The organism is Acidimicrobiales bacterium (genome assembly GCA_035547835.1).
GTDB lineage: Bacteria > Actinomycetota > Acidimicrobiia > Acidimicrobiales > Iamiaceae > DASZTW01.
This window is the reverse complement of sequence record DASZTW010000008.1, coordinates 143,825-168,948: the sequence shown is the minus strand read 5'-3', so window position 1 is coordinate 168,948 and position 25,124 is coordinate 143,825. Positions and strand designations below refer to the sequence as shown.

Genomic DNA, 25,124 nt, shown 5'->3' with positions numbered 1-25,124 from the left:
CCGAGGGCTCGCCGCGTCGGTCAGATCCGCTCGATGATGATCGCCGGCGCCATGCCGCCAGCTGCGCACATCGTGACGAGGCCGAACTGGCCGTCACGCCGCTCGAGCTCGTCGAGCACGGTGCCGATCAGCATGGAGCCGGTGGCACCGATGGGGTGACCGAGCGCGATGGCGCCGCCGTTCACGTTGACCTTGTCGCGGTCGACGTCGAGGTCGCGCTGGTACTTCTCGGCCACCACGGCGAAGGCTTCGTTGATCTCGATGAGGTCGATGTCGTCGAGCGTCAGGCCGGCCTTGGCGAGCACCTTGCGGGTGGCCGGGACCGGCGCGTTGAGCATCAGCGTCGGGTCGTCACCGACGTTGGCCACTGCGACGACACGGGCGCGGGGCGTGAGCCCGTGGGCCTTGGCGTAGTCGGGGCTCGTGTACAAGATCGCGCCCGCGCCGTCGACCACGCCGGAACTGTTGCCCGCGTGGTGGACGTGCTCGATCTGCAAGTCGGGGTAGCGGCGCAGCACCATCGACCGGTAGGTGTTCTGCTCCTCGTCGAGGGGGATGTCGGCGAGCTTCTCGAACGAGGGTGGCAGCGACGACAGCGACTCGAGCGTCGTGTTCGGCCGGGGGTACTCCTCGTGGTCGAGCGCCACCGAGCCGTCCTCGTTCAGGACCGGCACCAGGCTCTTTTCGAAGCGGCCTTCGGCGATGGCCACCGCCGCCCGGCGCTGGGACTCGGCCGACAGCTCGTCGAGTGCAGACCGTGGGATGTTCTCGAGGGTGGCGATCGCGTCGGCCGCGACTCCCTGGTTGGTCTGCGGGTGCAACGCCCGGAGGTGGAGGTTGCCGTTGTCCATGAACGGCGTCCGGTTGCCGCCGCCCATGTTGGCGCCGTAGCTCGACATCATCTCCGCCCCGCCGGCGACCACGACGTCCTCGAGGCCGGCCATGATCGACGCGGCGGCGAAGCCCGAGCTGGTGATGCCCGACCCACAGAAGCGGTCGAGGGTGACCCCGCTCACGGCGGTGTCGTAGCCGGCGTCGAGGGCCGACATCCGGCCGAGGTCACCGGCCTGGGTCCCCATCTGAGCGGAACAACCGAAGATGACGTCGTCGACATCTCTGGTGTCGAGGTCGTTGCGCTTCGCGATGGCCTCGAGCACGGTGGCGCCGAGCCGTTGCGTGTGCAGATGAGCGAGTGCGCCCTTCCCGACCTTCCCGATGCCTCGGGGGGTGCGAACGGCGTCGATGATCCAAGCGTCTCCCATGCGACGAGGCTATTTGAGTGCCCTCATAGCGGCAATTCGCCACCGGGCCCGCGGTCCCACGCGTTGGCGGCGTTGCGCCGATGCCTACCATCGCGGCGCGATCCCACATCGTCGTTTGCCGGGCATGAGTATACTCTTTTCTGGTCGATCGCTGACGAACCCGGCCTCATGAAAGAAGGAACCACCGTGTCCGACGAAGCAACCGAGCCCGTCCTCGTCAAAGAGCGGCGAGGCGCGGTGCAAGTGCTGCGCCTCAACCGACCCGAAGCCCGCAACGCCTTGAACCCCGAGCTGCTCACCGGCATCGGCCTGGCACTGCTCGACGCCGAAGCCGACCCCGAAGTCCGGTGCGTGGTGCTCACCGGCACGGGCGACCGCGCGTTCTCCTCGGGGATGGACCTCCGCGCCTTCGCCGAAGGCGGCGGCCTCGGTGACGCCGACCCGAAGGGCCTCCAGGGCTTCGCCAAGTTCACCGACGGTGACTTGTCGGTGCCGGTGGTCGGTGCTGCGCAGGCAACGGCCGTGGCCGGAGGGTTCGAGTTGCTGCTCGGCTGCGACGTGGTGGTGGCCGCCGACTCGGCGAAGTTCGGGGTGCCGGAAGTGAAGCGGGCGTTGTTCGCCGCCGGCGGTGGCGTCTACATCAGCACCCGCATCCCGCTCGCCGTTGCGCTGGAGCTGACGCTCACCGGCGACCCGATCGACGCGCCGCGTGCGTACGACCTCGGCCTGGTGAACAAAGTCGTCCCGGCCGACGGGGTGCTCGACGCAGCGATCGACCTCGCCGAGCGGATCGCGAAGAACGGTCCGCTCGCCCTGCACGCCACCAAGCTGATCGTGCGAGCCGCCAGCACCGACATGGCGAAGGCCAAGGAGCTGTTCGCCGAGTGGCAGCCGAAGGTGTTCGCCAGCAACGACGCCAAGGAAGGCGCCACGGCGTTCGTCGAAAAGCGCGACCCGCGGTGGACCGGCTCCTGATGGGGAAGTTCACCACCCGGGTCACCGAAGCGCTCGGCATCGAGCACCCGATCGTGCAGGGCGGTATGGCGATCGTCGGCGTCGCCGAGCTCGCCTCGGCCGTGTCGAACGCAGGCGGCCTCGGGATCCTGACCGGGCTCACCCACCCGACACCCGACCACCTCGCGGCGGAGATCGAACGCTGCCGGTCGATGACCGACAAGCCGTTCGGCGTGAACCTGACCGTGTTCCCGACCACGAAGTCGCCCGACTACGCGGCCTACGCGCGTGCGATCGTGGAGGGCGGGGTGCCGATCGCCGAGACTGCGGGCCCGGGCTCGAAGGACGTCTGGCCGATCTTCAAGGAAGCCGGGGTGGTGGTGATCCACAAGGCGACCTCGGTGCGGCACTCGCTGTCGGCGGAGCGCCGCGGCGTCGACGTGATCTCGATCGACGGGTTCGAGTGCGCCGGCCACCCCGGCGAGGACGACGTGCCGGGCCTCGTGCTCATCCCGTGCGCCGCCGACCAGCTCGGCCTGCCGTTGATCGCGTCGGGCGGCTTCGCCGACGGCCGCGGCCTGGCCGCGGCGCTCTCGCTCGGCGCCGACGGCATCAACATGGGCACGCGCTTTTGCGCCACCCGGGAAGCGCCCATCCACCCAGACCTCAAGCAGGTGTACCTCGACGCCGACGAGCTCGGGACCAACTTGATCTTCCGCTCCCTCCACAACACGGCGCGGGTCGGCAAGAGCGACGTGTCCGACGAGGTCGTCCGCCGGCTCAACGAGCAGGGCGCCAGCTTCCGTGACGTGGCCGAACTGGTGGCCGGCACGTCGGGCGCGGAGGTGATCCACACCGGCGACTTGAGCAGGGGGATCTACTGGGCGAGCCTCGCCCAGGGGCTGATCCACGACATCCCCACCGTGGCCGAGCTGATCGACCGGATCGTCACCGACGCCGACGAGATCATCACGAAGCGACTCGCCGGCCTTCGCTCCTGAGGCCAGCCGCCGGCTGCGATCGCCGCCGCGGCGGGGGCGGGCGGCTGGTCCGGGCACCCGGCCCGCGTGGCGCGCCCCCCGCCCGAAGCCGAAGAGAGGATCTTGGCGACCCAAGCACGGACCGCGTCAGACGAGAACCTCGTTTCCCAACCCGCGCGACGGGAGAAGGGTATCCTTTTCCCGGCCAGCATGCGGCCCCCGCCGGACGGTGCCGTTACGCTCGCTCGGAGGCACGCCGTGGCGAAGCACACCAGATCCGCAACCAAGCCAAAGCCCCCGGCCATCGCCGGCATGTCCGAGCGTTCCAACGGCACCACGCTGGCCGCGGTCGTGGCGGACCAGATCGTCGGCGACATCGCGGCGAGAGGCTGGCCGCAAGGCGAGATCATCGGCTCCGAAGCCGACCTGCTGGATCGCTACCAGGTGAGCCGGGCGGTGCTGCGGGAAGCCGTCCGGTTGCTCGAGCACTTGCACGTGGCCGAGATGCGCCGCGGACCCGGCGGCGGGCTCCACGTCGTGGCGCCCAGCGTCGACTCCGTCACCGATGCCGTGTCCGTCTACCTCTACTACGTGGGCGCCGAGATCGACGAGGTGTTCGATGCACGGCTCCTGCTCGAGGAGACCGCCGCGGAACTGGCGCCGCAACGCATGACCGAGACCGACCTGGCCGCGCTGCGCGGCCTCGTCGACGACGAGCGCACCGGGCGCCTTGTGGACCCGCGCGAGCTGCACCGGCTCGTCGCCAAGGCCAGCGCGAACCCTGCCCTCGAGTTCTTCGTCGACTTGTTGAACCGGGTGGCCACGTTGTACCTGCCCGGGACACCGACGTTCGCAAAGCGCACGATCGTCGCGTCGCATGACGCGCACGCAGCCATCGTCGACGCCATCTTGGCCGGCGACGGCGCGCTCGCCCGGCGGCGCATGGACAAGCACCTCCGAGCCGAGGCCGACTACTTGCGGAACCGGCGACCGTCTCGGCGGCGCCTCGCCGAGTTGCCCGACGTCGTCGGACGCAGCGACAAGCGCGCCGAGCAGATCGCCCGGCAGATCTTCAATGAGGTGGCCACCAGCGGGTGGCCGGTCGGCGAGGTCCTCGGGTCGGAAGCCGAGATGATGGCGCGCTACGACATCAGCCGCGCCGTGCTCCGCGAAGCGGTGCGGGTGCTCGAACACCACCAGGTGGCCCGCATGCGACGCGGCCCTGGCGGCGGGCTCATCGTGGCCGAGCCCGGGGTCGAGGCGGTGACCGAAGCCGTCGCGTTGCAGGTCGACCGCCTCGGCATGACCCCCGCGCACCTCTTCGAGCTGCGCATGGCCGTCGAGATGGTGGTCCTCGACCTGGCGGTCCGGAGCCTCGATGCTGCCGGCGAGCAAGCCCTCGAGGCTGCTCAGGAAGCCGAGCGTTCGGCGTTGCCGGCCGAGTTCGCCATCACCGGCCACGACCTCCATGCCGTGCTCGCCCACATCGCCGGCAACCGGGTGATCGAGCTGCTGGTCCTCGTGCTCGTCCGGCTGACCAGGTTCCACGCCTCCACACCCGATGGGGTCGTGGCCGACACCGCGCCCAACGCGGAAGTCATGCACGTCCACGACCGCATCGTCGAGGCGATCCTCGCCCGCGATCTCGAGCTCGCGCGCCACCGCATGCGGCGACACCTCGACGCGCTGCGTCGTTGGACTCGCTGAGCCGCCCTGGCGGGTCAGCGAAGGCCGTCGACGGCGCGGGTGAGGCCCCGGTCGAAGGGATCTTCAGCGAGATACGGGCTGACGGCCACGACCGTGGCTGCCTCGGGCATGTCCTCGGGGCGATCGTCGACGAACGTTGCGGCGGCGAGGTCCGCGAGGAACGCGGGCCGGTAGCGGCCGTCGTCGTCGCGAACCGCCTTTTCGTAGAACCCGTCGACCAGGTGGTCGATGCCGTGCTGGGTGGCCCGGCCCTGTGCGTAGGACGCGCCGCCGGCGCTCCACAACACGATCGAGCAGCCGTCGGCGCGCAGGTCGGCGAACAGCTCGATGGTGCCGGGACGCAACGAGCAACCGGTGTGCGAATCGACGATGGTGCCGTCGACGTCGAAGACCCACACCTCCTGCATCGTCCAAAGAGTATCCCAATAGGTACACTCGCCGACTCATGAGCCGAGCCGGACGGGATGCGCTTCGTGACCAATGGCGAGCACAGGGGTGGTACCCCGACTTGACCGTCGGCGAGGCCATCGCCCAAGGCGCGGCCGCCCACGGCGACACCGAGGTGGTGTTCGCCGCCGCCGATGGCGGCGAAGTCCGCGTCACGCTCGCCGAGCTGTCCGCAAGCGCCCAAGAGCTCGCGGGCGCGTACCGCCGGGCGGGGGTCGAGCCCGGCAGCACCGTCGTGCTGCAAGCGCCCGCGGATCCCGACGCGACCGTGGCCCTGATCGCGCTGTGGAGCCTGGCCACGACCGTGGTCCCGCTCGTGGCGGGCGCGGCGCCCGACGAGCTCACGCACGTGCTGCGCGAGGCCGGCGCGACCACCGTGATCGTGGCGCCCGAGTGGCGTGGCACCGACCTCGGCACACAAGCCCGAACGAGCGCGGCCAGCGTGGGTGTCGAGCGCGTGCTCGTGATCGGCGAGCCGCTGGCGCCGGGGACGACGGGCGACGTGGCACGGCCGGCACCGACCGACATCGCCGTCATCGTCTACACATCGGGCTCCACGGCGATGCCGAAAGGTGTCCAGCACACCCACGAGACGCTGCTGTTCGGCCTCACGATCATGCCGGGCAACGACCTGACGAGGATGTTGGCCTGTTTCCCGGCCGGCCATGTGGCGGCCCTGCTGAGCCTCGTCCGGCCGCTGGTGGTGGGCGGCTACACGGTCGTCATGGACCGCTGGAGCGCCCGCGCCGCGGTCGAGCTGATCGAACGGCACCGCATCACCGCCAGTGCCGGCACGCCCTTCTTCTTGCAGACGCTGCTCGACGAGGCAGAGCGAGCCGGACGTGATCTCGGGTCGCTCAGCAGCTTCCTGTGCGGCGCAGCGGCGGTGCCGCCCGCGTTGGTGGACCGCGCCTTGGCGAGTGGGATCGTGACGTGGCGGACGTACGGCTCCACCGAGCACCCGGCTGTCTCGTCGGGCGGCCCCGACGACCCACCCGACAAGCGCAGCCTCACCGACGGGCGCGTGACGTTCGGCAACGAAGTTCGCTTGCTCGACGACGACGGCCGTGACGTCGGGCCCGGCGAGGAAGGCGAGATCGTGTGCCGCGGCCCCAAGCAGTTCGTGGGCTACCGCGACCCGACGCTCGACGCCGACGCCTTCGCGGACGGCACGTGGTTCCGCACCGGCGACTTGGGGCGCTTCGACGACGACGGCTACCTCGTGGTCACCGACCGGGTGAAGGACATCATCATCCGCGGCGGGGAGAACATCTCCGCCCGCGAGGTCGAAGAAGTGCTCCTGGCACACCCCGGCGTGCACGACGTCGCGGTGTGCCCGGCGCCTGACCCGACGTTCGGCGAGGTCCCTGCGGCGGTCGTGATCGGCACCACGACGCTGGACGAGTTGGTGGCGTTCTGCGAGGCGGCTGGCCTCGCGTCGCACAAGCGCCCTGCGAAGCTCGTGCTCGTCGACGAGCTGCCTCGCACCCCCGCCGGCAAGGTCCGAAAGCGCGACTTGCGCCCGCTGTTCTGATCCGCCGCGCACGCCGCCCATCGCCGTCGGCGCGGTCCGGCTCGACGGCGCGCCAAGGCCGCTGCCGAGCGGCTGACGGCGCCTTCGCCAGCCGACTACCTCAGCTCGGGCTTGCGCTTGTCGGGCGGAGTTTCCGGCATCCACGGCGGCGCGTTGCCGATGTGCGTGTAGCTCATGCCGTTTTGAATCGACGTGGTGCGGTTCATGTCGAGCGACTCCCAGATGGCGCGGATCGTGCCTTGGACGGCCTTGGGGTTGCGGGCCGCGATCGAGTCGGCGATCTGGCGCGCACGGGTGCGGAGGTCGTCGCGCGACACGACCTCGGTGACGAGACCCAGCCGCAGCGCGGTGTCGGCGGTGATGCGCTCCTCGTTGCCCATCAGCGCCCACCGGAGCACGTCGCCGAGCGGGACCCCGCGGTGCAGCATGCCGATCGGTTCGAGCGCCGACACGATGCCGACGTTGGCGTGCGGGTCGAAGAACAGGGCGTCGTCGGAGCACACCACGATGTCGGCTTCGTTGATGAAGTACTGGCCGCCGCCCGCGCAGAACCCGTGCACGGCCGCCACTACGGGCTTCCAGACCTTGTGCACCAGCTTGGGCGCAAGGATCGCGCCGGGGTCGACGGCGTTCCACACGTTGTTCGTCTGGAACCAGCTCGCATCGCTGCCGATGTCGACGCCGGTGCAGAACGCCCGCTCACCGTTGGCCTGCAGAACCGCGACATGGATCTCGTCGGTGTCGCGAACGGTCTGCCACGCGTACGTGATCTCCTTGGCCATCGTCCCGTTGAAGCAGTTGAGCGTGTCGGGACGGTTGAGGGTGATGGTGGCGACGTGGCCGTCGACCTCGAACTCGATCGCTTCGAACTCCATGGATACGTAGGGTATACTCTTTTAGGTGCGACATCCGTGGGACCAACGACTCGGCCTGTGGTGGATCGCAGAAGATCGACCTGACCAGCCTGCGATCGTCGACTCCGCGTCGGGCCGCACCGCGACGTTCGGCGAACTCGCGGGTCGGGCGCACCAGATCGTGCATGGGCTGCGCGCCCGCGGTCTCGCCACCGGCGACATCGTGGCGTACGCGCTGCCGAACGACATCGACATCGTGTGGTGGCAGTACGCGCTCCAAGAGTCGGGCATGCACGCGATCGCGCTGAACCCTGCGCTGTCCGGCAACGAGATCCGCGCGGTGGTCGAGCACTCGGGCGCGGCGGCGATCGTGGTCGACCACAGCTACGCGCAGTCGGCTGAGCTCACCGACGCCACGTCGATCAAGGTCCGCGTGAGCGTGGGCGGCGCGATCGACGGCTTCGAGCCGTACGACGAGCTGGTCGCCGGGCAGCCCACCACCGAGCCCACCGACCGCAGCTTCGGCACCCCGATCTCGTATTCGTCGGGCACCACCGGGAAGCCGAAGGCCATCGCGCGCCCGTCGGTCCCCGGCGACCCTTCTGCCATCGCCGACTCCATGAAGCTGTTCGGCCGGGCGTTCCAGTTCATACCCTTCGACGGCGTGCACCTGGTGTCGGCCGGCATGCACCACGGCGGCTGCCAGAGCTTCTACCAAGGCGCGCTGACCGTCGGCCAGGCAGTGGCGATCATGGGCAAGTTCGACGCGGCGCGCACGCTCCAGATGATCGAGCAGCACCGGGTGACCACGGCGTACATGGTGCCCACGCAGTTCGTGCGCCTCCTGCGCCTGCCCGACGACGTTCGTAGGAAGTACGACTTGTCGAGTCTCCGGGTGGTCGTGCACTCGGCCGCGCCGTGCCCGCTCGAGGTCAAACGCCAGATGCTCGAGTGGTGGGGCCCGGTGATCTGGGAGACGTACGGCGGCATGGAAGGCGCGGCGGCCATCGCCAAACCTCACCGCTGGTTGGAGAAGCCGGGCACCGTCGGACGGGCCGTCAAGGGCATGGCCATCAAGATCCTCGACGACCACGGCAACGAGGTGCCCCGCGGCGAGACCGGCAACGTGTACCTGGAATCGACTTCTCGCACCTTCGAGTACCGAGACGACCCGGAGCTGACCGCGTCGGTCCACCGCGGCAAGGCGTTCACCCTCGGCGACGTCGGCTTCCTCGATGACGACGGCTACCTGTTCCTGCGCGACCGGGCGAAGGACATGATCATCAGCGGCGGCGTCAACATCTATCCCGCGGAGATCGAAGGCGTGCTGAGCGCTCATCCGCTCGTCAACGACGTGGCCGTGATCGGCGTGCCCGATGACGAGTGGGGCGAGTCGGTCAAGGCCATCGTCGAGCTCGTCGACGCGGCCACGCCGAGCGACGAGCTGGCGGCCGAGCTCATCGCGTACTGCCGCGACCGCCTCGCCGGCTACAAGTGCCCACGCTCGGTCGACTTCCGCGATGTGCTCCCGCGCACCGAGACGGGCAAGCTCTACAAGCGCTGGCTGAAAGACGAGTACGCGCAGCAGACCGCAACAACCTGAAACAAGGAGCATCTGTGGACATCAAGGGAAAGAAGGCGATCATCGTCGGGGGCGCCTCCGGCATGGCCAACTCGTCGGCGGCCATGTTGAAAGAGCGCGGGGCGGAGATCGCCATCCTCGACCTGCCCACGTCGGCGGGGGAAGCCGTGAACAAGGAGCTGGGCGGCGTCGGCTTCTTCCCGGTGAACGTCATGGACGACGAAGCCACCGAAGCTGCCATCAACGGCGCGGCCGAGGCCCTCGGCGGCATCCACATCAGCGTCAACACGGCCGGCGGCGGCATCGGCAAGCGCACCCTCACGCGCGAGGGCCCGCACCCGATCGACGAGTTCCGCCAGTGCATCGAGCTCAACTTGATCTCGGCGTTCAACATCAGCCGGCTGGCCGCGGATCACATGAGCAGGAACGAGCCCGAGGACGAAGAGCGCGGGGTCATCATCAACACCGCGTCGATCGCGGCGTTCGAGGGCCAGATCGGCCAAGTGGCGTACACCGCGGCGAAGGCCGGCATCGCCGGCATGTGCCTCACCATGGCTCGCGACCTCGGCAGCCTCGGCATCCGCGCCTTGGCCATCGCCCCGAGCCTGTTCGGCACCGGCCTCACCAAGGGCATCCCTGAGGAGTTCGAGAAGGCCCTCACCAAAGATGCCGCCTTCCCGAAGCGCATGGGTCGCCCGGAGGAGTACGCCAAGTTGGTGTGCGCCATCGTCGACAACCCGATGCTCAACGGCCAGTGCCTCCGGCTCGACGCCGGCCAGCGCTTCGCACCGAAGTAGCCACGCGCACGCCGCGGCCGCTCGCTGAGGCGGCCGCGGCGGTGTTCGTGTCGGCGGGCCACGAGGGCAACCAGACCAGAGCGTCGTCCGACGAAGCGCCCGCGATCGCGCTATGAACGCATCGTGACCAACCGACACGACCGGACCTTGCGCGGCGCCGCCGCGCTCGTCGGTGTCGCCGACGCCGTCTCACCCACCGGCGAGCTCGACCTGTACGGGCGCGCGCTCGAAGCGGCGATGGTGCGCGAAGCGCTCGACGATGCCGGCCTCACGCTCGCCGACGTCGACGGCGTGTGCCACCACGCGTCGTCGGTTTCGTTCGCCGAGCACCTCGGCATCACCGACACCAAGTTCACCGAGTCCACCAACACGGGCGGGTCGAGCTTCGAGGTACACGTCGAGCACGCCGCCGCCGCCATCGCCGCCGGCGTGTGCGAGGTGGTGGTGGGCGTGTACGCCGCGACCCCACGCAGCGACCGCAAGCGCAAGGTCCGCGGCCGCTTCCCCGGCATGGGTGTGGGCGGCTACGACCCCATGGGCGAGTTCGAGCGACCGTACGGTTTGCGGATGCCGATGGGACCGTACGCGCTGGCCGCGTCGCGCCACATGGCTCAGTACGGGACCACGTCGGAACAGCTCGCACAGATCGCGGTGAGCACGCGCGGGTGGGCGAGCCGCAACCCCAGGGCCCGTTACCAGGACCCGATCACGATCGACGACGTACTCGCGTCGCCGATGGAGTCGAGCCCGCTGCACCGGCTCGACTGCTGCGTGGTCACCGACGGCGCCGGTGCGTTCGTCCTGACCAGCGCGGAGCGGGCGGCGACGCTGGCGAAGCCGCCCATCTACGTGCTCGGCGCGTCGACATCACACGACCACCAGATGATCTCCCAGATGCCGGACCTGACCGTGACGCCGGGCGTCGTGAGCGGCCCGGCGGCGTTCGCCATGGCCGGCGTGAAGCCCGACGACATCGACGTGCTGATGGGCTACGACAGCTTCACGATCACCGCGCTGCTCCATCTCGAAGACCTCGGATTCTGCGCCAAAGGCGAAGGCGGGGCGTTCGTCGAGGACGGGCGCACCGGCCCCGGCGGCTCGCTGCCCATGAACACCAACGGCGGCGGCCTGTCGTACACGCACCCCGGGATGTACGGCATGTTCCTCATCGTCGAAGCCGTGCGGCAGCTGCGCGGCGAAGCCGACCAACGGCAGGTTCCCGATGCGCAGCTCGCCGTGGCACACGGCTCGGGGATGGTGCTGTCGTGCATGTCGACCCTCGTGCTCGGGACGGAGGACACGTTGTGAGCGACGCTCGACCGGAACCGCCCACCTCGGCGACCACCGCCCCGTTCTGGGACGCCACGCGTGAGCAACGCCTCACCGTGCAGTGGTGCCGAACGTGCGCGGAGCCGTTCTGGTACCCCCGCGACTTCTGCCCCGGCTGCCTCGGCACCGACCTCGAGTGGCGGCCTTCGGCCGGAACAGGTCGCGTGTACGCCGTCACGGTCGAGCACCGGCCACAAGACCCACGCCTCGCCGACCGCGCGCCGTACGCCGTGGCGCTCATCGACCTCGACGACGGCATCCGCATGATGGCGAACGTGGTCGAAGTCGACCCCGCCTCGGTCGCGGTCGGCGCGTCCGTCGCGGTCACCTGGGAGCCACTGCCGGACGGCCGCAACTTGCCGATGTTCACGCTCCGGGATGACCGGCATGGCTGACCTCGGCCAGTGGGCCGCAGCAACCCCCGACGCCTTGGCCTTCACCTCGCCTGCCGGCAGCCGGACGTTCGCCGAACTCGACGGGAACGCCAACCGGCTGGCCCGGGCGCTGCGATCGCGCGGGCTCGAGCCCGGCGACGCCGTCGCCCTCCTCGCCGGCAACGGGCCGGCGTTCGTCGAGACGGTGTACGCGTGCCGTGCCGGCGGCTACCGGCTGACGCCGATCAACTGGCACCTCGCGCCCGACGAGGCCGGGTACATCATCGGCGACTGCGAAGCGAAAGCGCTGGTCACCACCACCGAGCTCGCGGCCCTTGCGAGCGACGGCCTGGCCGGCGCAGCCGCCTGCGAGGTCTGCCTGGTGGCGGGACCCGATGCGGCAGGGTCCGACAGCTACCGCGCTGCGCTCGAAGCCGAACCCGGTGACCCGCTCGACGACGTTGATGCTCCCGGCACGACGATGCTCTACACGTCGGGCACCACTGGCCGCCCCAAAGGTGTGTACCGCCCCCCGGTTCCGGCCGAGCCCGCTCGGAACTTGTACGGCTACATCGAAACTGGCGGCGACGTGCACCTCTGCACGGGACCGCTGTACCACGCCGCGCCCCTTGCCTTCTCACTGACGATCCCGCTCACGTTCGGTGCCACGGTCGTGACGATGGACCATTGGGACGCCGCCGAAGCGCTGCGGTTGATCGGCGAGCACCACGTGACGCACACGCACATGGTGCCCACCATGTTCCACCGGCTGCTCGCCCTGCCCGAGGAGGATCGGGCCGCGGCCGACTTGTCGAGCTTGCGTCACGTGCTGCACGGCGCAGCCCCCTGCCCGGTGCCGGTCAAGCAGGCGATCATCGAGTGGTTCGGTCCAGTGGTGTGGGAGTACTACGCGGCGACCGAAGGGGTTGGCAGCATGGTCGACTCGCCAACGTGGTTGCAGCGGCCGGGCACGGTCGGGCGACCCTTGGGCAGGGGTCAGGTCATCATCGGCGACGAGACCGGCGCGCCGCTCGCCGCGGGCGAAGTCGGCCTCGTCTACATCAAGGCGCCGCCCACCGGTCAGTTCCGCTACTTCAAGGACGACGCGAAGACCGACTCGACGTACCGCGGCGGGTACTTCGCCCTCGGCGACATCGGCTACCTCGACGACGACGGCTACCTGTTCGTCACCGACCGCAACGCGAACCTGATCATCTCGGGAGGGGTCAACGTCTACCCCGCCGAGGTCGACGCGGCGCTGCTCGAGCACCCTGCTGTCGGCGACGCCGCGGTGATCGGCGTCCCAGATCCGGAGTGGGGCGAGTCGGTCCTCGCGGTCGTGGAGCTGAGAGACGGGATCGAGGCCAGCGACGCCCTGGCCGCCGAGCTGATCGAGCACTGCCGGGCGCGCCTCGCGCACTTCAAGTGCCCCCGGTTCGTCGAGTTCACCGATCAGCTCCCCCGCGAAGACAACGGAAAGATCTACAAGCGCCGCCTGCGCGACGCGTACCGCGACCGCGCAGGCCCCCCGGCCAAACCATCCCTGCTGTGAGCAGTTGGCCACCCTGGAGGTGGCCAACTGCTCACAGCTCGATGGGGTTTGGAGGGTCAGGGGCGGAACCACAGCGACCAACGCGAGACCGCGAGGTAGCCCATCCGCTCATACACCGGACGGCCGAGGTCGCTGGCGGTCAAGACAGCGGGCAGCGTCGGATCGGCCGACGTGGCGGCCCAGGTGACCGCTTCGCCGTAGCCGCGACCGCGAGCGTCGGGCATCGTGGCGACGAACTCGACCAGGTTCACGCCGGCCGCGACGTGACCGGCCGCGGTGGCCACCGGCCGACCGGCCACGTAGCCGGTGAAGAAGTGTGTCGGACCGCCGAGCACCCGCGCATCGTTGAACTCGCCCCACCGGTACGGCTGCATCAACGGCTCGGGATAGGCGTCGACCAAGGTGTGCTCGAAGGTTTCGAGGCCAGCTTCGTCGACCACCTCGGTGATCGTCAGCTCGGCTGGGATGGTGTGTTCGGACGGTCCCGCCGGGCGCACCATCAGCGGCGGGCGTCCGATGGCCTGGAACCCCGACGGCGCCAGGTCGGGCTCCATCGCGCTGGTGATGACCAACGCGGGCGCGGGGCGCGGCACGACCTCATCGACCCGTGCCAGCACCGAGTTCCAGTCCGGCTCGGCCGACAACACACACGCGACGTTGGTGTAGAAGCCGCGAGGGCCCTGCCACGCGACCGCCAAGTCGTCGTCGACCCGGTACGGCCGCCCGCTGGAGCGGGCCAAGTGGACGAAGCGGTCGGCGGTGGCGGCCAACGCCCGCTCGGTGAACGTCGAGGTGTCGGCGAGTGTCGTCATGCCTCCTGGGCGCCAGATCGCGTCTGGCACCGCCAGGCGGTGGGCTGCTCGGGTTGGTAGGAGCAGTACGTGCCGGTGCGCACCGCGTTGGTGAGGTGCCGGGCGAGCGCAGGGTGGACCGCGTCGATTCGGCGGATGGCGTCGCGGATGCGAGCCGACACTGCCTTGCGGAGGCGCTCGACGGGGTTGCTGGCCGACCGGCGGGCCCGGCCGGCCAGACCGACCGCTCCAGCGAGCTGGTCGACCAGCGCGTCGTACTCGATGCGGGCGTGCTCCGCTCGGCCGAGGTCGTGGGAGGCGTCGGCGTCATCGATCTCGGTGGCGAGATCTGCGAGGCGCTCGCGGTACGCGGCGATGGCTTGGCGGTCGAGCACTTCGTCGCCAGCTGTCGTGACCGCTGCAACCGGGACGCCTTCGAGCTCGGCGACGTGCACCTCGCGGCCCGGCGAGGCGAGCAGCACCGCCAGGTCGGCCACACCTTTGCTGTGCTTCACGATGGTCGTCTGGCCGGCGAACGACACCTGCCAGACCTCGCCATCGCGGCGCAGCTCGTTGACGGGACTGGCCGCCGGCGCGACGTCTGCCGCTTCACTCTCGCTCGCCCGCGCGCCACCCGACGGCCGCGCGCTGCCCGACGGTCCGCGGCGCACCAGGCGGTCGAGGCCGAGGGTCCGATATGCGTCGTTCGCCGCCGCATCGTGCCACGCAGCTTCCGGGCCGCCGCCGAGCACGTCGGCCAGCGTGCGATGCGCTTCGGCCAGCAGCACCCCACCGAAGCGACGGTTGATCTCGAGCGCCTGGCGGGCGTGACGTTCGGCGTCGTCGTGCCGACCGAGGGCCCGGGCTCCCGCTGCGAGGAAGCCGGCGACGGCGCCGTACAACCCAGCGCCGATGCCCTCGAAGGCAACCAGCTCAGCGTACGGTTCGAGCCGGGCCACCGCGTCGGCGAGCACTGGGTGGTCGACGAGGGTTGCTGCGGCGACCACCATCGCCAGCTCCGACAACCACCCGCCATCGAACGGCACGTGGTCGAGACCGGCGCCCTGCCACCTGTCGAGCACGGCCGTTGCACCTGACGCGTCGCCGGCCAAGGCGAGCGCCCTGGCGAACGCGCCGCCGGTGGTGATGTACGGCACCAACTCCGGCGCGTCGTCGACGAGCGAATCGATCCGCTCGATGACCTGCACGAAGTCACCCCGGACCAGGGACAGCACCAGCCCGAGCACGGTCGCGAGCAACGGTGCGTTGGTGCTGCCGGCCGCGATCCCGCACGCCGCGGTTTCGGCGATGGCCTGCTCGCAGCCGGCCAGATCGCCGGCCACCAGAGCCTCTTGACCACGCCAAAGCGGAACGCACCAGGAGTAGAGCGGGTTGGCGACGATGTCGGCCCGGCGAGCGAAGGCGGCAATCTCGTCGTGGGCGCCTGCTGCGTCGCCACGCTCCAGCAACGCGACGTACCGCAGCCGCCGGCCGAGCAGCTCGAGCGGGCCGTCGCCGACGCGCTCGCCGATCGCCACGACCTCACTCGCCTCGCGCAGGCGCCTGTCGACATGGTCCGGTGACGCCATCGCGTCGCAATGCGCCGCCAACGCCCTGGCCAGCACGGCCGGCTCATCCGCCTGGCGGGCGAGCTCGACGGACCGCTCCGCGAGCTGGAGTCGGCGCACCGGCGATGCCGCGAGCGACAGGGCCACCGACAACCTCGCGAGCACGGTGGCTTCCAACCCGAGCAACCCGCTGCCGGCGAGCGCTCGCGCCGCCCGCTCCAGCAAGTCGATCTGGCGTTGGTCGTACAGCCGCACCTCGAAACCCGACAGGTCGAGGCTGAACGCCAGCGCCGCTTGCGCCAGCAGCGAGACGGACCCGATCCGGTCCCCCAGCTCGGCTGCTTGCACGAACGCGCGTCCCGCGCCGGCTCCGTCCCCGTCCAGCAACCGGGCGCGGCCGAGGCCGAGCAGCGCCGCGGCGCGGGTGTCGTCGTGGCCTCGATCGCCTACCGGCAGCGCCGCCAGCGCCCGCTCGTAGTGACCTTTCGCCTCCTCCCACGCCATGGAGCTGATGGCACGGTCGCCCGCACGGACCAGCCACCACGCCGCGTCGGCGGAACCGCCGTCTGCAGCTTCGAGCAGGTGACGCGCAACGACCGCGGGCTCGGCATCAACCGCCGCCAAGGAGGCGGCGGCGCGGCGGTGGAGCCGGCGCACGGCTTCGGGGTCGGCCGCATCGAGCACCGCTTGGCGGAACAGCTCGTGCACGAACGACCACACACCCACGCCCGGCGCGCGCTCGAGGATCCGCAGCCCCGCCGCGCGCTCCAGCGCGCCGGACGTCGCCTCGGCGCCCAGCACGGCCGCGACGTCGCGGCCGGTGAAGCGGCTGCCGAGCACGGCGGCGGCCACCACGACTCCTCGATCGGCAGTGGCGAGTCCTGCGAGGCGACCCTCGAGCAGATCGCGAGCGCCGGCGGGCAGCGTGCCGTGCTCGAGGGCGGACGGATCGCCCGCGAAGAGCCGCCCGAGCTGCACGACCAAGAACGGGTTGCCGCCGGTGCGGCGATGGGTCTCGGCGGCGAGCGCAGCGGCCCGTTCGCCACCGACGATCTCCGCCAGGATCCCGCCAACACCACCGACGTCGAGACCGGTGAGCGCGAAACGCTCCGCCGACGCGCCGAGCTGTCGCAACGGCGAACCCGCCGCCACCTCGGTGTCGCGATACGTGCCGACCACGAGAACGGGCAGGCCCGGCAAGTTGCCCACGACGGCGGCGAGAAGTTGCACGGTGCCTTCGTCAGCCCATTGCAGGTCGTCGAGCACCAGGACAATGGTCCGGCTCGCACTCGCCGCTTCGAGGGCCTGGGCCACCTCCGCGTACGCCGATGCGCGCGCGGAGGTGGCGGCTGCCGTCTCGTCGCCGGGGGCTGTCGACAGCGTCCCGACCGCCCGCGCCCCCGCGCCGCCGAGGCCAGACAGCAACGTGACCCACGGGCCGTGGGCGACCGTGGCGCCGCCGGGCCAGCAGGCCGCCCACCGCACGGTCGCACCTGATCGTCGGGCCAGCTCTGCCAGCTCGCGAGCGGCGGTCGTCTTGCCGATCCCGGCGTCGCCGGTGAGCAGGACCAGACGGCCGTTGGCCTCACCGGCCGCCCTGAACGCCGCGACCAAAGCGCGCCGGATGGGTGCACCGACGTCGCTCGACCCATCCCCCATGCGCGCACGCTATCGGCGGCTGGCGACGCCAGACCCGATCTGGCGCCTTCTGGTCGAGCGATCCGAGGAGGAGACCGATGTCCACGACCACCACCGAACCCACCCACCAGGCCGCCGACGAGCTGGCCACGGCGATCGGCGCGTTCGCCCAGCGCGTGGCCATGGCCACGATCGGCACCTTCGAGCTCGCCACGATCGAGCTCGGGATGCGGCTGGGCCTGTACGCGTCGCTGGCGCAGGGCCCCAAGACCCCGCCGGAGCTGGCCCGCGCGGCGAAGATCGACGCCCGCTACGCCCGCGAGTGGCTGGAGCAGCAAGCGACGGCCGGCATCGCGTCAGTCGACGTCGAGCCCACCGACGGTGATCCCGACCGGCGGGTGTTCTCGTTGCCGGTCGCCCACCAGGCCTGCCTGCTCGACCCGGACAGCCTGGCGTGTGTGGCGCCGCTGGCCACGTTCGCGACCGCCGGTCCCGCGGTCCTGCCGGAGCTGGTCGAGGCCTACCGCAACGGGACCGGCATCTCGTTCGCCGGCTACGGCGAATGGGTCCGCCGGGCGCAGGAGGGAGCGAACCGCCCGCAGTTCACCAACCTGCTCGCCGCGGATTGGCTGCCGACGATGCCCGACGTAGTGGCGCGGCTCCAAGGCGACGGTGGTCGAGTGGCGGAACTGGGCTGCGGGAGCGGTTGGGCGTCGATCGCCACAGCACGCGCGTTCCCGGGCGCGACCGTCGACGGGTTCGACAGCGATGCCGCGTCGATCGACGCCGCCAAGGCGAACGCTGCCGCCGCGGGAGTGGGCGACCGCGCTCGCTTCCACGTGCGCGACGCCGCCACCGAGGAAGGCAGCGGCTACGACCTCGTGTGCTGCTTCGAGGCCTTGCACGACATGGCCCACCCGGTGGAGGCGCTGGCCGCCATGCGACAGCTCGCTGCCCCCGATGGTGCGGTGTTCGTGGTCGACGAGCGGGCGGCCGACGCGCTGACCCCGAATGACCCCGACCCGATGCAGCACCTCTTCTACGCGGCGAGCGTGCTGCACTGCCTGCCCGTCGGTCGCAGCGAACCGGATTCCGCCGCCACGGGAACCGTCCTTCGCACCGCCACCCTCGAGCGCTATGCGACCGACGCGGGCTACTCGACGGTCGAGATCCTGCCGATCGAGCACGACATGTTCCGCTTCTACCGCCTGCACGGCTGAGCCCGCGCCCCCGCCGCCCCAACCGCATCCCCGCTGTGAGCACTTGGCCACCCCCGAGGTGGCCAAGTGCTCACAGCTCGGGGACTTGGGGCCCGGCGCCGCCGGTGGGCTCCGCTGGTGGGCGCTGCTGGTGGGCCGGGTTCAGCCCACGGCGTATGACGCGAGATAGCGAGCGGTGGGTGTGCCGACACCGGTGACGTCGTCCCACCCGGACGCGGCCTGGAGCGTGGCGTCGTCGCCGAAGGTTCGCAGGCTGTACACCACGCCGCCGTCGCCGTTGATCCCGTTCGCGTAGTCGGCCCGGACGTTGCCCAGCCCGTATGGGCGCAGCGTGACGTCGCGGTAGACCCCGGCCGTCCGAGCCCGCTGGTAGATGGCGGGGTTGGCGAAGCCGAGGCGTCCGCCCGCCGCCTGGGTGGCCAAAGCCTGCATGCCGGCCATCAGCGGTGACGCGAGGCTGGTGCCGCCGAGGCGGAACTCGTCGTAGTACACGCCGTCGGGGAACGTCTGGGTCTCACCGATCAGCATGCCGGTGGTCGGATCGGCGTCCATGGCGATGTCGGGCACGGCCCGGCCGTTGCGGCCACCCGGCGGCACGACGCCGTGCTGGTACGCGGGCTGGGGCGACAGCCGGGACACCCCACCACCGGCGCCGTACAGGTAGAAGGGGTTGGCGCGCTGCCAGATCTTGCCGTTCTTCGACAGGACGTACTTGTCGGTGCCCCACCCGGTCTGGAACTGGAACGTGCCGTTGGCCGCGATGGCGTCGCTGGTACCTCCAACGCTCGTCACGTACGGGTCCGAGGTCGGGTAGTCGGTCTGGATGCGGTGGGTGGCCGCACGCTCGTCGCCGCTGTCACCCGACGAGAACAGGAAGCCGATGCCCTGCATGGCACCCTGCTGGAACACCTGCTCGTACGCGGCGACCGAACCCGAGGTCTCGTACATCTCGGCCTCGCCCCACGAGTTGGTGACGATCGATGCCTGGTTGTCGTCGACGACTTGTTGCAAGGTGGACAGCAGGTCGTCGTCGTTGCAGCTCGCCGCGCCGTAGTAAGTGACGTTCGCGGCGGGCGCGATCCCGTGGACGGCTTCGACGTCGAGGGTTTCCTCGCCGTACCAACTGCTCGCGTCGCACTCGTCTTCGTCGGTGAACGTGCCCGGCGCCGACTGGCTGAACTGGCCGGTGCCGAACGGCGCGTCACCGCGCCGCGTGGAGTACGTGTTGGCGTCGGCGAGGATCGTGGGCGCCGCGTACGCGTCGGTGATCGCCACCGTGGTGCCTTGGCCCGTGAGACCGCTGGCGGTCACCCCGTAGGCCGAACGGAACTGCGACGGCGTGTAGCCGCACACGGAGTACGGCGCGGGCGTGCCGTTGAACGACGGCAACGAGCCCGCCACCACCTGGCCGTAGTACTGCGAGCACGGCTGCGCGTTGCGGAAGCCAGCAGGCGGAGGAGCCACCGAGTGCTGGACCCGCTGCGGGGTCGAGAGCCCGTTCACGGCCAGGACCTGTCCCGCGATGCTCGCCGGCACCGAGATGTCGCTGCTGGGCGCCTGCTCGACGCGCCCGTTGTGGTGGTACTCGGCGACCGTGACGCCGAACGCGTGCTGCACGGCCTGCGCGGTGCCCGACACCGAGATGGAGCGGTTGCCCGCGGCGACGCCGTCGACATGGAGGCCGGCGCCGGTCAACCAGGCCTCGACGGAGTCGACCTCGGCCGCCGAGGGCGCGAACCGGGCCCGGTACTGGGCAGGCGTCAAGAAGTGCCGGTAGGTCGCGCTGCCCGGCGTCGACACCGCAGCGACCGCGGCGTCGAGCTGCGCCTGCCCGCCTCGCGGCGCCAGGTACACGCGAGCCGACAAGGCCGACGGAGCAGCCAGAGTGGTGGCCTGGTCGGTCGGGTTGGCCCACTCCGGCGCGCTACCCGGCAGCGTCTTGCGGTTGGCCGCCTGCGGCGGCGAAGCGGTTGCCGAGATGGCGATCAACGGCACGGTCAACGCGCCGAGCGCAACCGCTGCCAGACCCTTCCGGAACTTTGGCATGTCGCCACCTTTCGTCCAGCGCCCCGCCGCCGGCGCAGGCTTTCACCAAGATCGTCGCCCCGCAAGCGATTCGCGCGCGGCTGGGCACGTTGCCCAGTTGCTCGCGCCGGCGGCACAGCCGATCACCCGGGGAGGTCGAGCGCTGCGATCCGCTCAGGCCGACGCGGCCGATCCGGTGCCCGACGCCGTGTGGACGCAGCCGCCGAGCAGTTCGACACGGAGCAGCTCGCCGCGATCTTGCTGACGATCGCACCGATCAACGTCTGGAACCGGCTCAACGTGGCGACTCGCCAAGTCGCCGGCGGCGGCTGGTGACTGCGACGCTCGGAGAGTTCTGGTGCGAGAGCGCCCGAACTCTCCGAAGAACGCCTCAGGTGAGCAGGTATGAGGTCATCGACAGCGACCCGAACGTGTAGCCGTCGACGAACGTCTGCGCCGCAGCACCTTCCGCGTCGGCCATTCCGGCGAGGTACAGCAGCGGGAGGAAGTGGTCGGGCGTCGGGACGGCGAGGGGGTAGTCCGCGTGGCGCTCGAGGTCGAGCACCGCGGCCGGGTCGGTGGTCATCAGGCGCCGCGCTTCCTCGTCGAACCGCTCGGCCCAGTCGAGTGCGCCCTCGAGGCGGCTCCAGTCGATGCGCCGCAAGTTGTGCACCACATTGCCGCTGCCGACGATCAGCACGCCCCGATCGCGCAGCGGTGCGAGGCGCCGGCCGAGCTCGAGGTGGTATGCCAGCGGCTCCGTCGCATTGATGGACAACTGCAGGACAGGAACGTCGGCCGCGGGGAAGAGGTGCGCGAGGACCGACCAGGCGCCGTGGTCGAGCCCCCAGCCGTCGCCGTCGAGGCCGACCCACATCGGCGCGACCACTTCGGCGACCTCGGCCGCGACATCGGGCGCCCCGGGCGCGGGGTACTCGAACGCGAAGAGCTCGTCGGGGAACCCGAAGAAGTCGTGGATGGTGCGCGGCTGCGCCATCGCGGTCACCGCGGTCAGGCCGACATACCAGTGTGCGGACACCACGAGGATCGCCCGCGGCCGAGGCAGCGACGCGCCGAGCTCACGCCACGCAGTGGTGTAGCGGTTGAGCTCCAACGTGTTCATCGGGCTGCCGTGACCGACGAACAGCGCGGGCATGCGGGCGGAGTCGCTCATGACGAAACGCTATCGGGCATCCACAACCTCGAAGCCGGCTCGCCGCCGTGCGACCGAGCTCAGTGGTCGCCCGGCAGAACGTCCGTCTCCGACTGGTGCCACACGGGCGAGTCGCCGGCCGTCTCGACGTTGAACCCGTAGTCGTAGACCAGCGTCCCGCCGAACGTGGCACCCACCGACACCAGCGCGGCGACCACGACCGACAGCACCACGATCCCAACTGGCGTGACGAGTGCGGTGTGGTAGTCGTTCAAGCGCCAGACGATGTCGACCAGGGCCAGCACCGTCACGGTCACCATGACCGTGGCGTGCGTGTTGATGGTCCGCCGAGCTTGGGTGCCGGCTTCGGACGACTTCCACGCGTCGAACAGGCCCGTGAGCGCCGCGAAGACCGAGACCGCCGCGCCGGCCAAGAAGACGAAGGTCCCGGCGTGCCACAGCTCATGGGCCCACGCATGACGATCACCGGCGATCGCAGAGATGACGTCGAAGACCGCGGCGATGAGATACGCCGCGATCGGGAAGTCGGTGAGCGGCGGGTGGAGGGGCTTGCCGGACCACCCGCGGAGACCCTTGAACGTGCGACCCCGCAGCGTGAGCGTGGGCCGGACGGAGAACTTGCGCATCGCACCACCTACCTCGATCGACCCGGCCTCGCGTCCTGGCGCCGGGCACCCGACTGTTCTAACGGATAGGATCTTACTTGTTAGAAGCCGTCTCCTGTCAACGGCCGGTGCGGGCTGCGTGGTGCACCCGGCCCGCCACGGCAATCACAATGGACGTCGACCATGACCGACCTCGATCTCGCACGCCGCATCGAGCAAGTGGCGTCGCTCGGTGAGCCGCTCCGACGCGACTTGTACGCATTCGTGCGTGCGCAACCCGAGCCGGTGAGCCGTGAGCAGGCGGCCCAGGCGCTCGGCATCGCCCACCACGCGGCCAAGTTCCACCTCGACCGTCTGGTCGACGACGGCCTCCTCCGGGCGTCGTACCGCCGGCCACCCGGGCGCAGCGGCCCGGGCGCGGGACGACCCGCGAAGGTCTACCGAGTGGTGGGCGACGTGGAGGTGAGCGTGCCGTCGCGCCGGTACGACCTGGCCGGCCGGCTCCTCGTGCGGGCGGTGGCAACCGCGCGCCGGACGGCTCGGCCGCTCGTGAGCACGCTGGCGGAGCTCGCCACCGCCGAAGGCCGTGCCGTTGGCAGCGAATCGTCGCCGGAGCGAGGCCGCGGCGCCGCAGCGCGCCGACTCCGCAAGGCCCTCGAGTCCTGCGGCTACGAGCCTGAGAAGAACGGGCGCGACCTCGTGTTGCACAACTGCCCGTTCCACCAGCTCGCCGAGGAGGACCGCGACCTCGTCTGCAACATGAACGTGGCGTTCGTGCAAGGGGTGTGCGACGGGACGGGCAGCCGTGGTGACGCGCGGCTCGATCCGTTGCCCGGCGGCTGCTGCGTGCGCGTCGTCAAGCCGTAGCTGCGCAGAGCGGCGCGGGACCTACGCTGGTGCGCGACCAGTGAGTCGTCGACGAGCCGGCTGCGCGACCGGCCGCACACGGGGGAGCCACCGCATGGACAGCCAGCCGACCAACGGATCCGCCCCGGCCACGGAGCGCCGCAAGGGCATGGCGTTGTTCGGCGCCAAAGGGCCGGGCCTGTTCGATTCCGGGACCATGTCGTTCCCGGAATTCGACGCCGACGATCAAGCCGACCTGGCAGCCGACGGGCCTCGCAGCGCCAAGCTCCTCAACGGCAACCTCGACTCGGTGCTGTTCCGAGGTGACGGCGACGACGGTTACAGCCTGGTCCGCACCTGGTTCGCACCGCACTACGTGCTGCCCCGCCACACGCACGACGCCGACTGCCTCTACTACGTCGCCGAGGGCGAGCTCACCATGGGCAACCGCACCGTCAAGGCGGGCGAGGGGTTCTTCGTCCCGGCCCACGCGCCGTACGGGTACGACGCGGGGCCCGAAGGCGTGGTGGTGTTGGAGTTCCGGATGCGAACCACCTTCGACATGAAGGTGCCCGGCGGCCAGGCGGACCGCCTCCGCCGCATGAACGCCGCGGCCGAGGACCACGGCGACGAGTGGGCTGAGCTGCAAGTCGCGCAGAAGGCGGCGCACGCACCCGACTGACCCGTTCCCCGGGCAGTTGTGGGTGCAAGGACCCCAGGACCTCCGAAGTTCGGCGGCGCCAGGTCGGGTCAGGGCTCGACCAGGATCTTGCGGTCGGCCGTGGTCGCTTCGAGGCGGGTGAACGCGTCGCCGACCTGATCGAGCGCCACCCGGTCCGTGACGAACGGCCCCGGGTCGATCTCGCCCCGGTCGAGTGCGCGAGCGGCCGCCGCGAACTCCTGCAACCGGTAGTACACGGCGAAGGCGATCTCGACTTCCTTCATCAGCGACACGATCGGAACCAGCGGATCAGTCTCCAGGCACACCCCGGCCACCACCACGCGGCCGTGCACGGTGGCGGCCTGCGTCGCCGACTGGACCAGCCCGGGCGCGCCCACGCACTCGATCACGGCGTCGAACTCGCCGGGTGCCGGTCCGGCCGACGGGTCGTGCACCGCCGTCGCGCCGAACACCGCCGCGCTGTCACGACGATCGGCGGCGGGATCGCTCACGACGATCTCGCCGGCGCCCAACCGACGTGCCCAGGTGGTGACGGCCACCCCCACGCTGCCGCCGCCGATGACCAGCACCCGGTCCTCGGGGCGGAGCCGCGCGGCGGCCACCGCGTGGAGACCCACCGCGAGCGGTTCCACCAGCGCGCCGTAGTGACCCAGCCCCGCGGTGATCGGCACCGACAGGGCGGAGTCGACGCGGACATACTCGGCGAACGCGCCAGCCGAGATGCCCAAACCGAGGAGGTCGGCCTTCTCGCAGTGCGCGGGTTCGCCACCGAGGCACCAGCGACACGATCCGCACGGCCGCACCGGCAACGCGGCCGCGACGGCACCGGCGCGCCACTCCGACACCCCTTGGCCGACCGCCACCACTTCGCCGCAGAACTCGTGGCCGAGTACCGCGCCAGCCGGGAACGACTTGTACGACTTGAGGTCGGAGCCGCAGATCCCGCACGCGCCCACGCGCAACACGAGCTCGCCCGGCCCGGGGGTGGGATCGTCGACGTCGACCACCTCGAACGTGCCGGTTCTCGTCAGTGCCGCAGCTTTCATCGGTCCGACACTACGTCGGGTCCTCCGGAGAATCGGGGCCTTCGACGCCGCACGGACAGGCGAGCCGACCCATCAACACGGCGCCTGTTCGTCAACACGGCGCCTGTTCGCCAGGCGCAGCCCGGCGAATGAACGGTGACCCGCGACTCGGGCGACC

Annotated in this window: 22 protein-coding genes; 13 read left to right on the top strand and 9 right to left on the bottom strand. The window is 70.6% G+C overall.

The genetic code is table 11. From position 1 onward, the window contains the following. Positions 1-20: 20 nt before the first annotated feature. Positions 21-1,262 (bottom strand): acetyl-CoA C-acetyltransferase, encoded by a 1,242-nt coding sequence (locus VHA73_09475; GenBank protein HVX18251.1) that lies wholly within the window; start codon positions 1,260-1,262, stop codon positions 21-23. Between the two features lie 186 nt (positions 1,263-1,448). Between VHA73_09475 and VHA73_09470 the strand changes: the two genes are divergently transcribed. From VHA73_09470 to VHA73_09460, 3 genes are all read left to right on the top strand, one after another. Further along, the gene (locus VHA73_09470; protein ID HVX18250.1) at positions 1,449-2,237 is read left to right on the top strand and encodes an enoyl-CoA hydratase-related protein; all 789 of its coding nucleotides are present in this window, start codon (positions 1,449-1,451) and stop codon (positions 2,235-2,237) included. Beyond that, complete coding sequence (locus VHA73_09465; GenBank protein ID HVX18249.1) at positions 2,237-3,217, top strand: nitronate monooxygenase family protein; 981 nt, start codon at positions 2,237-2,239, stop codon at positions 3,215-3,217. The genes VHA73_09470 and VHA73_09465 overlap by 1 nt, the downstream gene beginning before the upstream one ends. 291 nt (positions 3,218-3,508) lie before the next feature. Beyond that, the gene (locus tag VHA73_09460; protein ID HVX18248.1) at positions 3,509-4,903 is read left to right on the top strand and encodes an FCD domain-containing protein; all 1,395 of its coding nucleotides are present in this window, start codon (positions 3,509-3,511) and stop codon (positions 4,901-4,903) included. A gap of 14 nt (positions 4,904-4,917) precedes the next feature. On the opposite strand, the gene VHA73_09455 is transcribed toward VHA73_09460, so the two are convergent. Further along, positions 4,918-5,310, bottom strand: coding sequence for an HAD family hydrolase (locus tag VHA73_09455; GenBank protein HVX18247.1), 393 nt, complete (start codon positions 5,308-5,310; stop codon positions 4,918-4,920). 38 nt (positions 5,311-5,348) lie between these two features. On the opposite strand from VHA73_09455, the gene VHA73_09450 reads away from it, so the two are divergent. Next, entirely contained in the window at positions 5,349-6,884 is a 1,536-nt protein-coding gene (locus VHA73_09450; protein HVX18246.1) for a class I adenylate-forming enzyme family protein, read from the top strand. A 95-nt stretch (positions 6,885-6,979) separates the two neighbouring features. On the opposite strand, the gene VHA73_09445 is transcribed toward VHA73_09450, so the two are convergent. Then, positions 6,980-7,759 carry an enoyl-CoA hydratase/isomerase family protein gene (locus tag VHA73_09445; GenBank protein HVX18245.1) on the bottom strand — a complete coding sequence of 260 codons (780 nt, stop codon included), beginning with the start codon at positions 7,757-7,759 and terminating at the stop codon, positions 6,980-6,982. A 25-nt stretch (positions 7,760-7,784) separates the two neighbouring features. On the opposite strand from VHA73_09445, the gene VHA73_09440 reads away from it, so the two are divergent. The 5 genes from VHA73_09440 to VHA73_09420 all read left to right on the top strand — a co-directional run bounded on the left by VHA73_09440 (position 7,785) and on the right by VHA73_09420 (position 13,372). Next, entirely contained in the window at positions 7,785-9,341 is a 1,557-nt protein-coding gene (locus tag VHA73_09440; protein ID HVX18244.1) for an AMP-binding protein, read from the top strand. 14 nt (positions 9,342-9,355) lie between these two features. Further along, positions 9,356-10,117 carry an SDR family NAD(P)-dependent oxidoreductase gene (locus tag VHA73_09435; GenBank protein HVX18243.1) on the top strand — a complete coding sequence of 254 codons (762 nt, stop codon included), beginning with the start codon at positions 9,356-9,358 and terminating at the stop codon, positions 10,115-10,117. Between the two features lie 123 nt (positions 10,118-10,240). Next, the gene (locus VHA73_09430) at positions 10,241-11,425 is read left to right on the top strand and encodes an acetyl-CoA acetyltransferase (protein HVX18242.1); all 1,185 of its coding nucleotides are present in this window, start codon (positions 10,241-10,243) and stop codon (positions 11,423-11,425) included. Continuing rightward, on the top strand, positions 11,422-11,841 hold the full coding sequence (locus VHA73_09425; GenBank protein HVX18241.1) for an OB-fold domain-containing protein: 420 nt from the start codon (positions 11,422-11,424) through the stop codon (positions 11,839-11,841). Before VHA73_09430 ends, VHA73_09425 begins: the two co-directional genes overlap by 4 nt. After that, positions 11,834-13,372: an AMP-binding protein gene (locus VHA73_09420; GenBank protein ID HVX18240.1), complete on the top strand. Its 1,539-nt coding sequence runs from the start codon at positions 11,834-11,836 to the stop codon at positions 13,370-13,372. Before VHA73_09425 ends, VHA73_09420 begins: the two co-directional genes overlap by 8 nt. Positions 13,373-13,428: 56 nt before the next feature. Here the strand turns inward: VHA73_09420 and VHA73_09415 are convergent, their stop codons facing one another. Together VHA73_09415 and VHA73_09410 are read right to left on the bottom strand one after the other, a co-directional pair. Next, on the bottom strand, positions 13,429-14,184 hold the full coding sequence (locus VHA73_09415; GenBank protein HVX18239.1) for a GNAT family N-acetyltransferase: 756 nt from the start codon (positions 14,182-14,184) through the stop codon (positions 13,429-13,431). Then, positions 14,181-17,390, bottom strand: a complete 3,210-nt coding sequence (locus tag VHA73_09410) for an AAA family ATPase (GenBank protein ID HVX18238.1) — start codon at positions 17,388-17,390, stop codon at positions 14,181-14,183. Before VHA73_09410 ends, VHA73_09415 begins: the two co-directional genes overlap by 4 nt. Positions 17,391-17,467: 77 nt before the next feature. On the opposite strand from VHA73_09410, the gene VHA73_09405 reads away from it, so the two are divergent. Continuing rightward, positions 17,468-18,589 carry a class I SAM-dependent methyltransferase gene (locus VHA73_09405; protein ID HVX18237.1) on the top strand — a complete coding sequence of 374 codons (1,122 nt, stop codon included), beginning with the start codon at positions 17,468-17,470 and terminating at the stop codon, positions 18,587-18,589. Positions 18,590-18,730: 141 nt separating this feature from the next. Here VHA73_09405 and VHA73_09400 read toward each other — a convergent pair whose 3' ends face one another. Continuing rightward, entirely contained in the window at positions 18,731-20,635 is a 1,905-nt protein-coding gene (locus VHA73_09400; protein HVX18236.1) for a S53 family peptidase, read from the bottom strand. A gap of 189 nt (positions 20,636-20,824) precedes the next feature. On the opposite strand from VHA73_09400, the gene VHA73_09395 reads away from it, so the two are divergent. Next, entirely contained in the window at positions 20,825-20,950 is a 126-nt protein-coding gene (locus VHA73_09395) for a hypothetical protein (GenBank protein ID HVX18235.1), read from the top strand. Between the two features lie 55 nt (positions 20,951-21,005). On the opposite strand, the gene ygiD is transcribed toward VHA73_09395, so the two are convergent. Together ygiD and VHA73_09385 are read right to left on the bottom strand one after the other, a co-directional pair. Beyond that, the gene (gene ygiD, locus VHA73_09390; protein HVX18234.1) at positions 21,006-21,788 is read right to left on the bottom strand and encodes a 4,5-DOPA dioxygenase extradiol; all 783 of its coding nucleotides are present in this window, start codon (positions 21,786-21,788) and stop codon (positions 21,006-21,008) included. 59 nt (positions 21,789-21,847) lie between these two features. Then, positions 21,848-22,414 carry a DUF2231 domain-containing protein gene (locus tag VHA73_09385; protein ID HVX18233.1) on the bottom strand — a complete coding sequence of 189 codons (567 nt, stop codon included), beginning with the start codon at positions 22,412-22,414 and terminating at the stop codon, positions 21,848-21,850. Positions 22,415-22,576: 162 nt separating this feature from the next. Here VHA73_09385 and VHA73_09380 point away from each other — a divergent pair, with 162 nt between their 5' ends. Together VHA73_09380 and VHA73_09375 are read left to right on the top strand one after the other, a co-directional pair. After that, positions 22,577-23,260 carry a helix-turn-helix domain-containing protein gene (locus VHA73_09380; protein HVX18232.1) on the top strand — a complete coding sequence of 228 codons (684 nt, stop codon included), beginning with the start codon at positions 22,577-22,579 and terminating at the stop codon, positions 23,258-23,260. A gap of 94 nt (positions 23,261-23,354) precedes the next feature. Continuing rightward, complete coding sequence (locus VHA73_09375; protein HVX18231.1) at positions 23,355-23,921, top strand: hypothetical protein; 567 nt, start codon at positions 23,355-23,357, stop codon at positions 23,919-23,921. A gap of 68 nt (positions 23,922-23,989) precedes the next feature. Here VHA73_09375 and VHA73_09370 read toward each other — a convergent pair whose 3' ends face one another. Next, positions 23,990-24,967 carry an alcohol dehydrogenase catalytic domain-containing protein gene (locus VHA73_09370; protein HVX18230.1) on the bottom strand — a complete coding sequence of 326 codons (978 nt, stop codon included), beginning with the start codon at positions 24,965-24,967 and terminating at the stop codon, positions 23,990-23,992. Between the last annotated feature and the right edge of the window lie 157 nt (positions 24,968-25,124).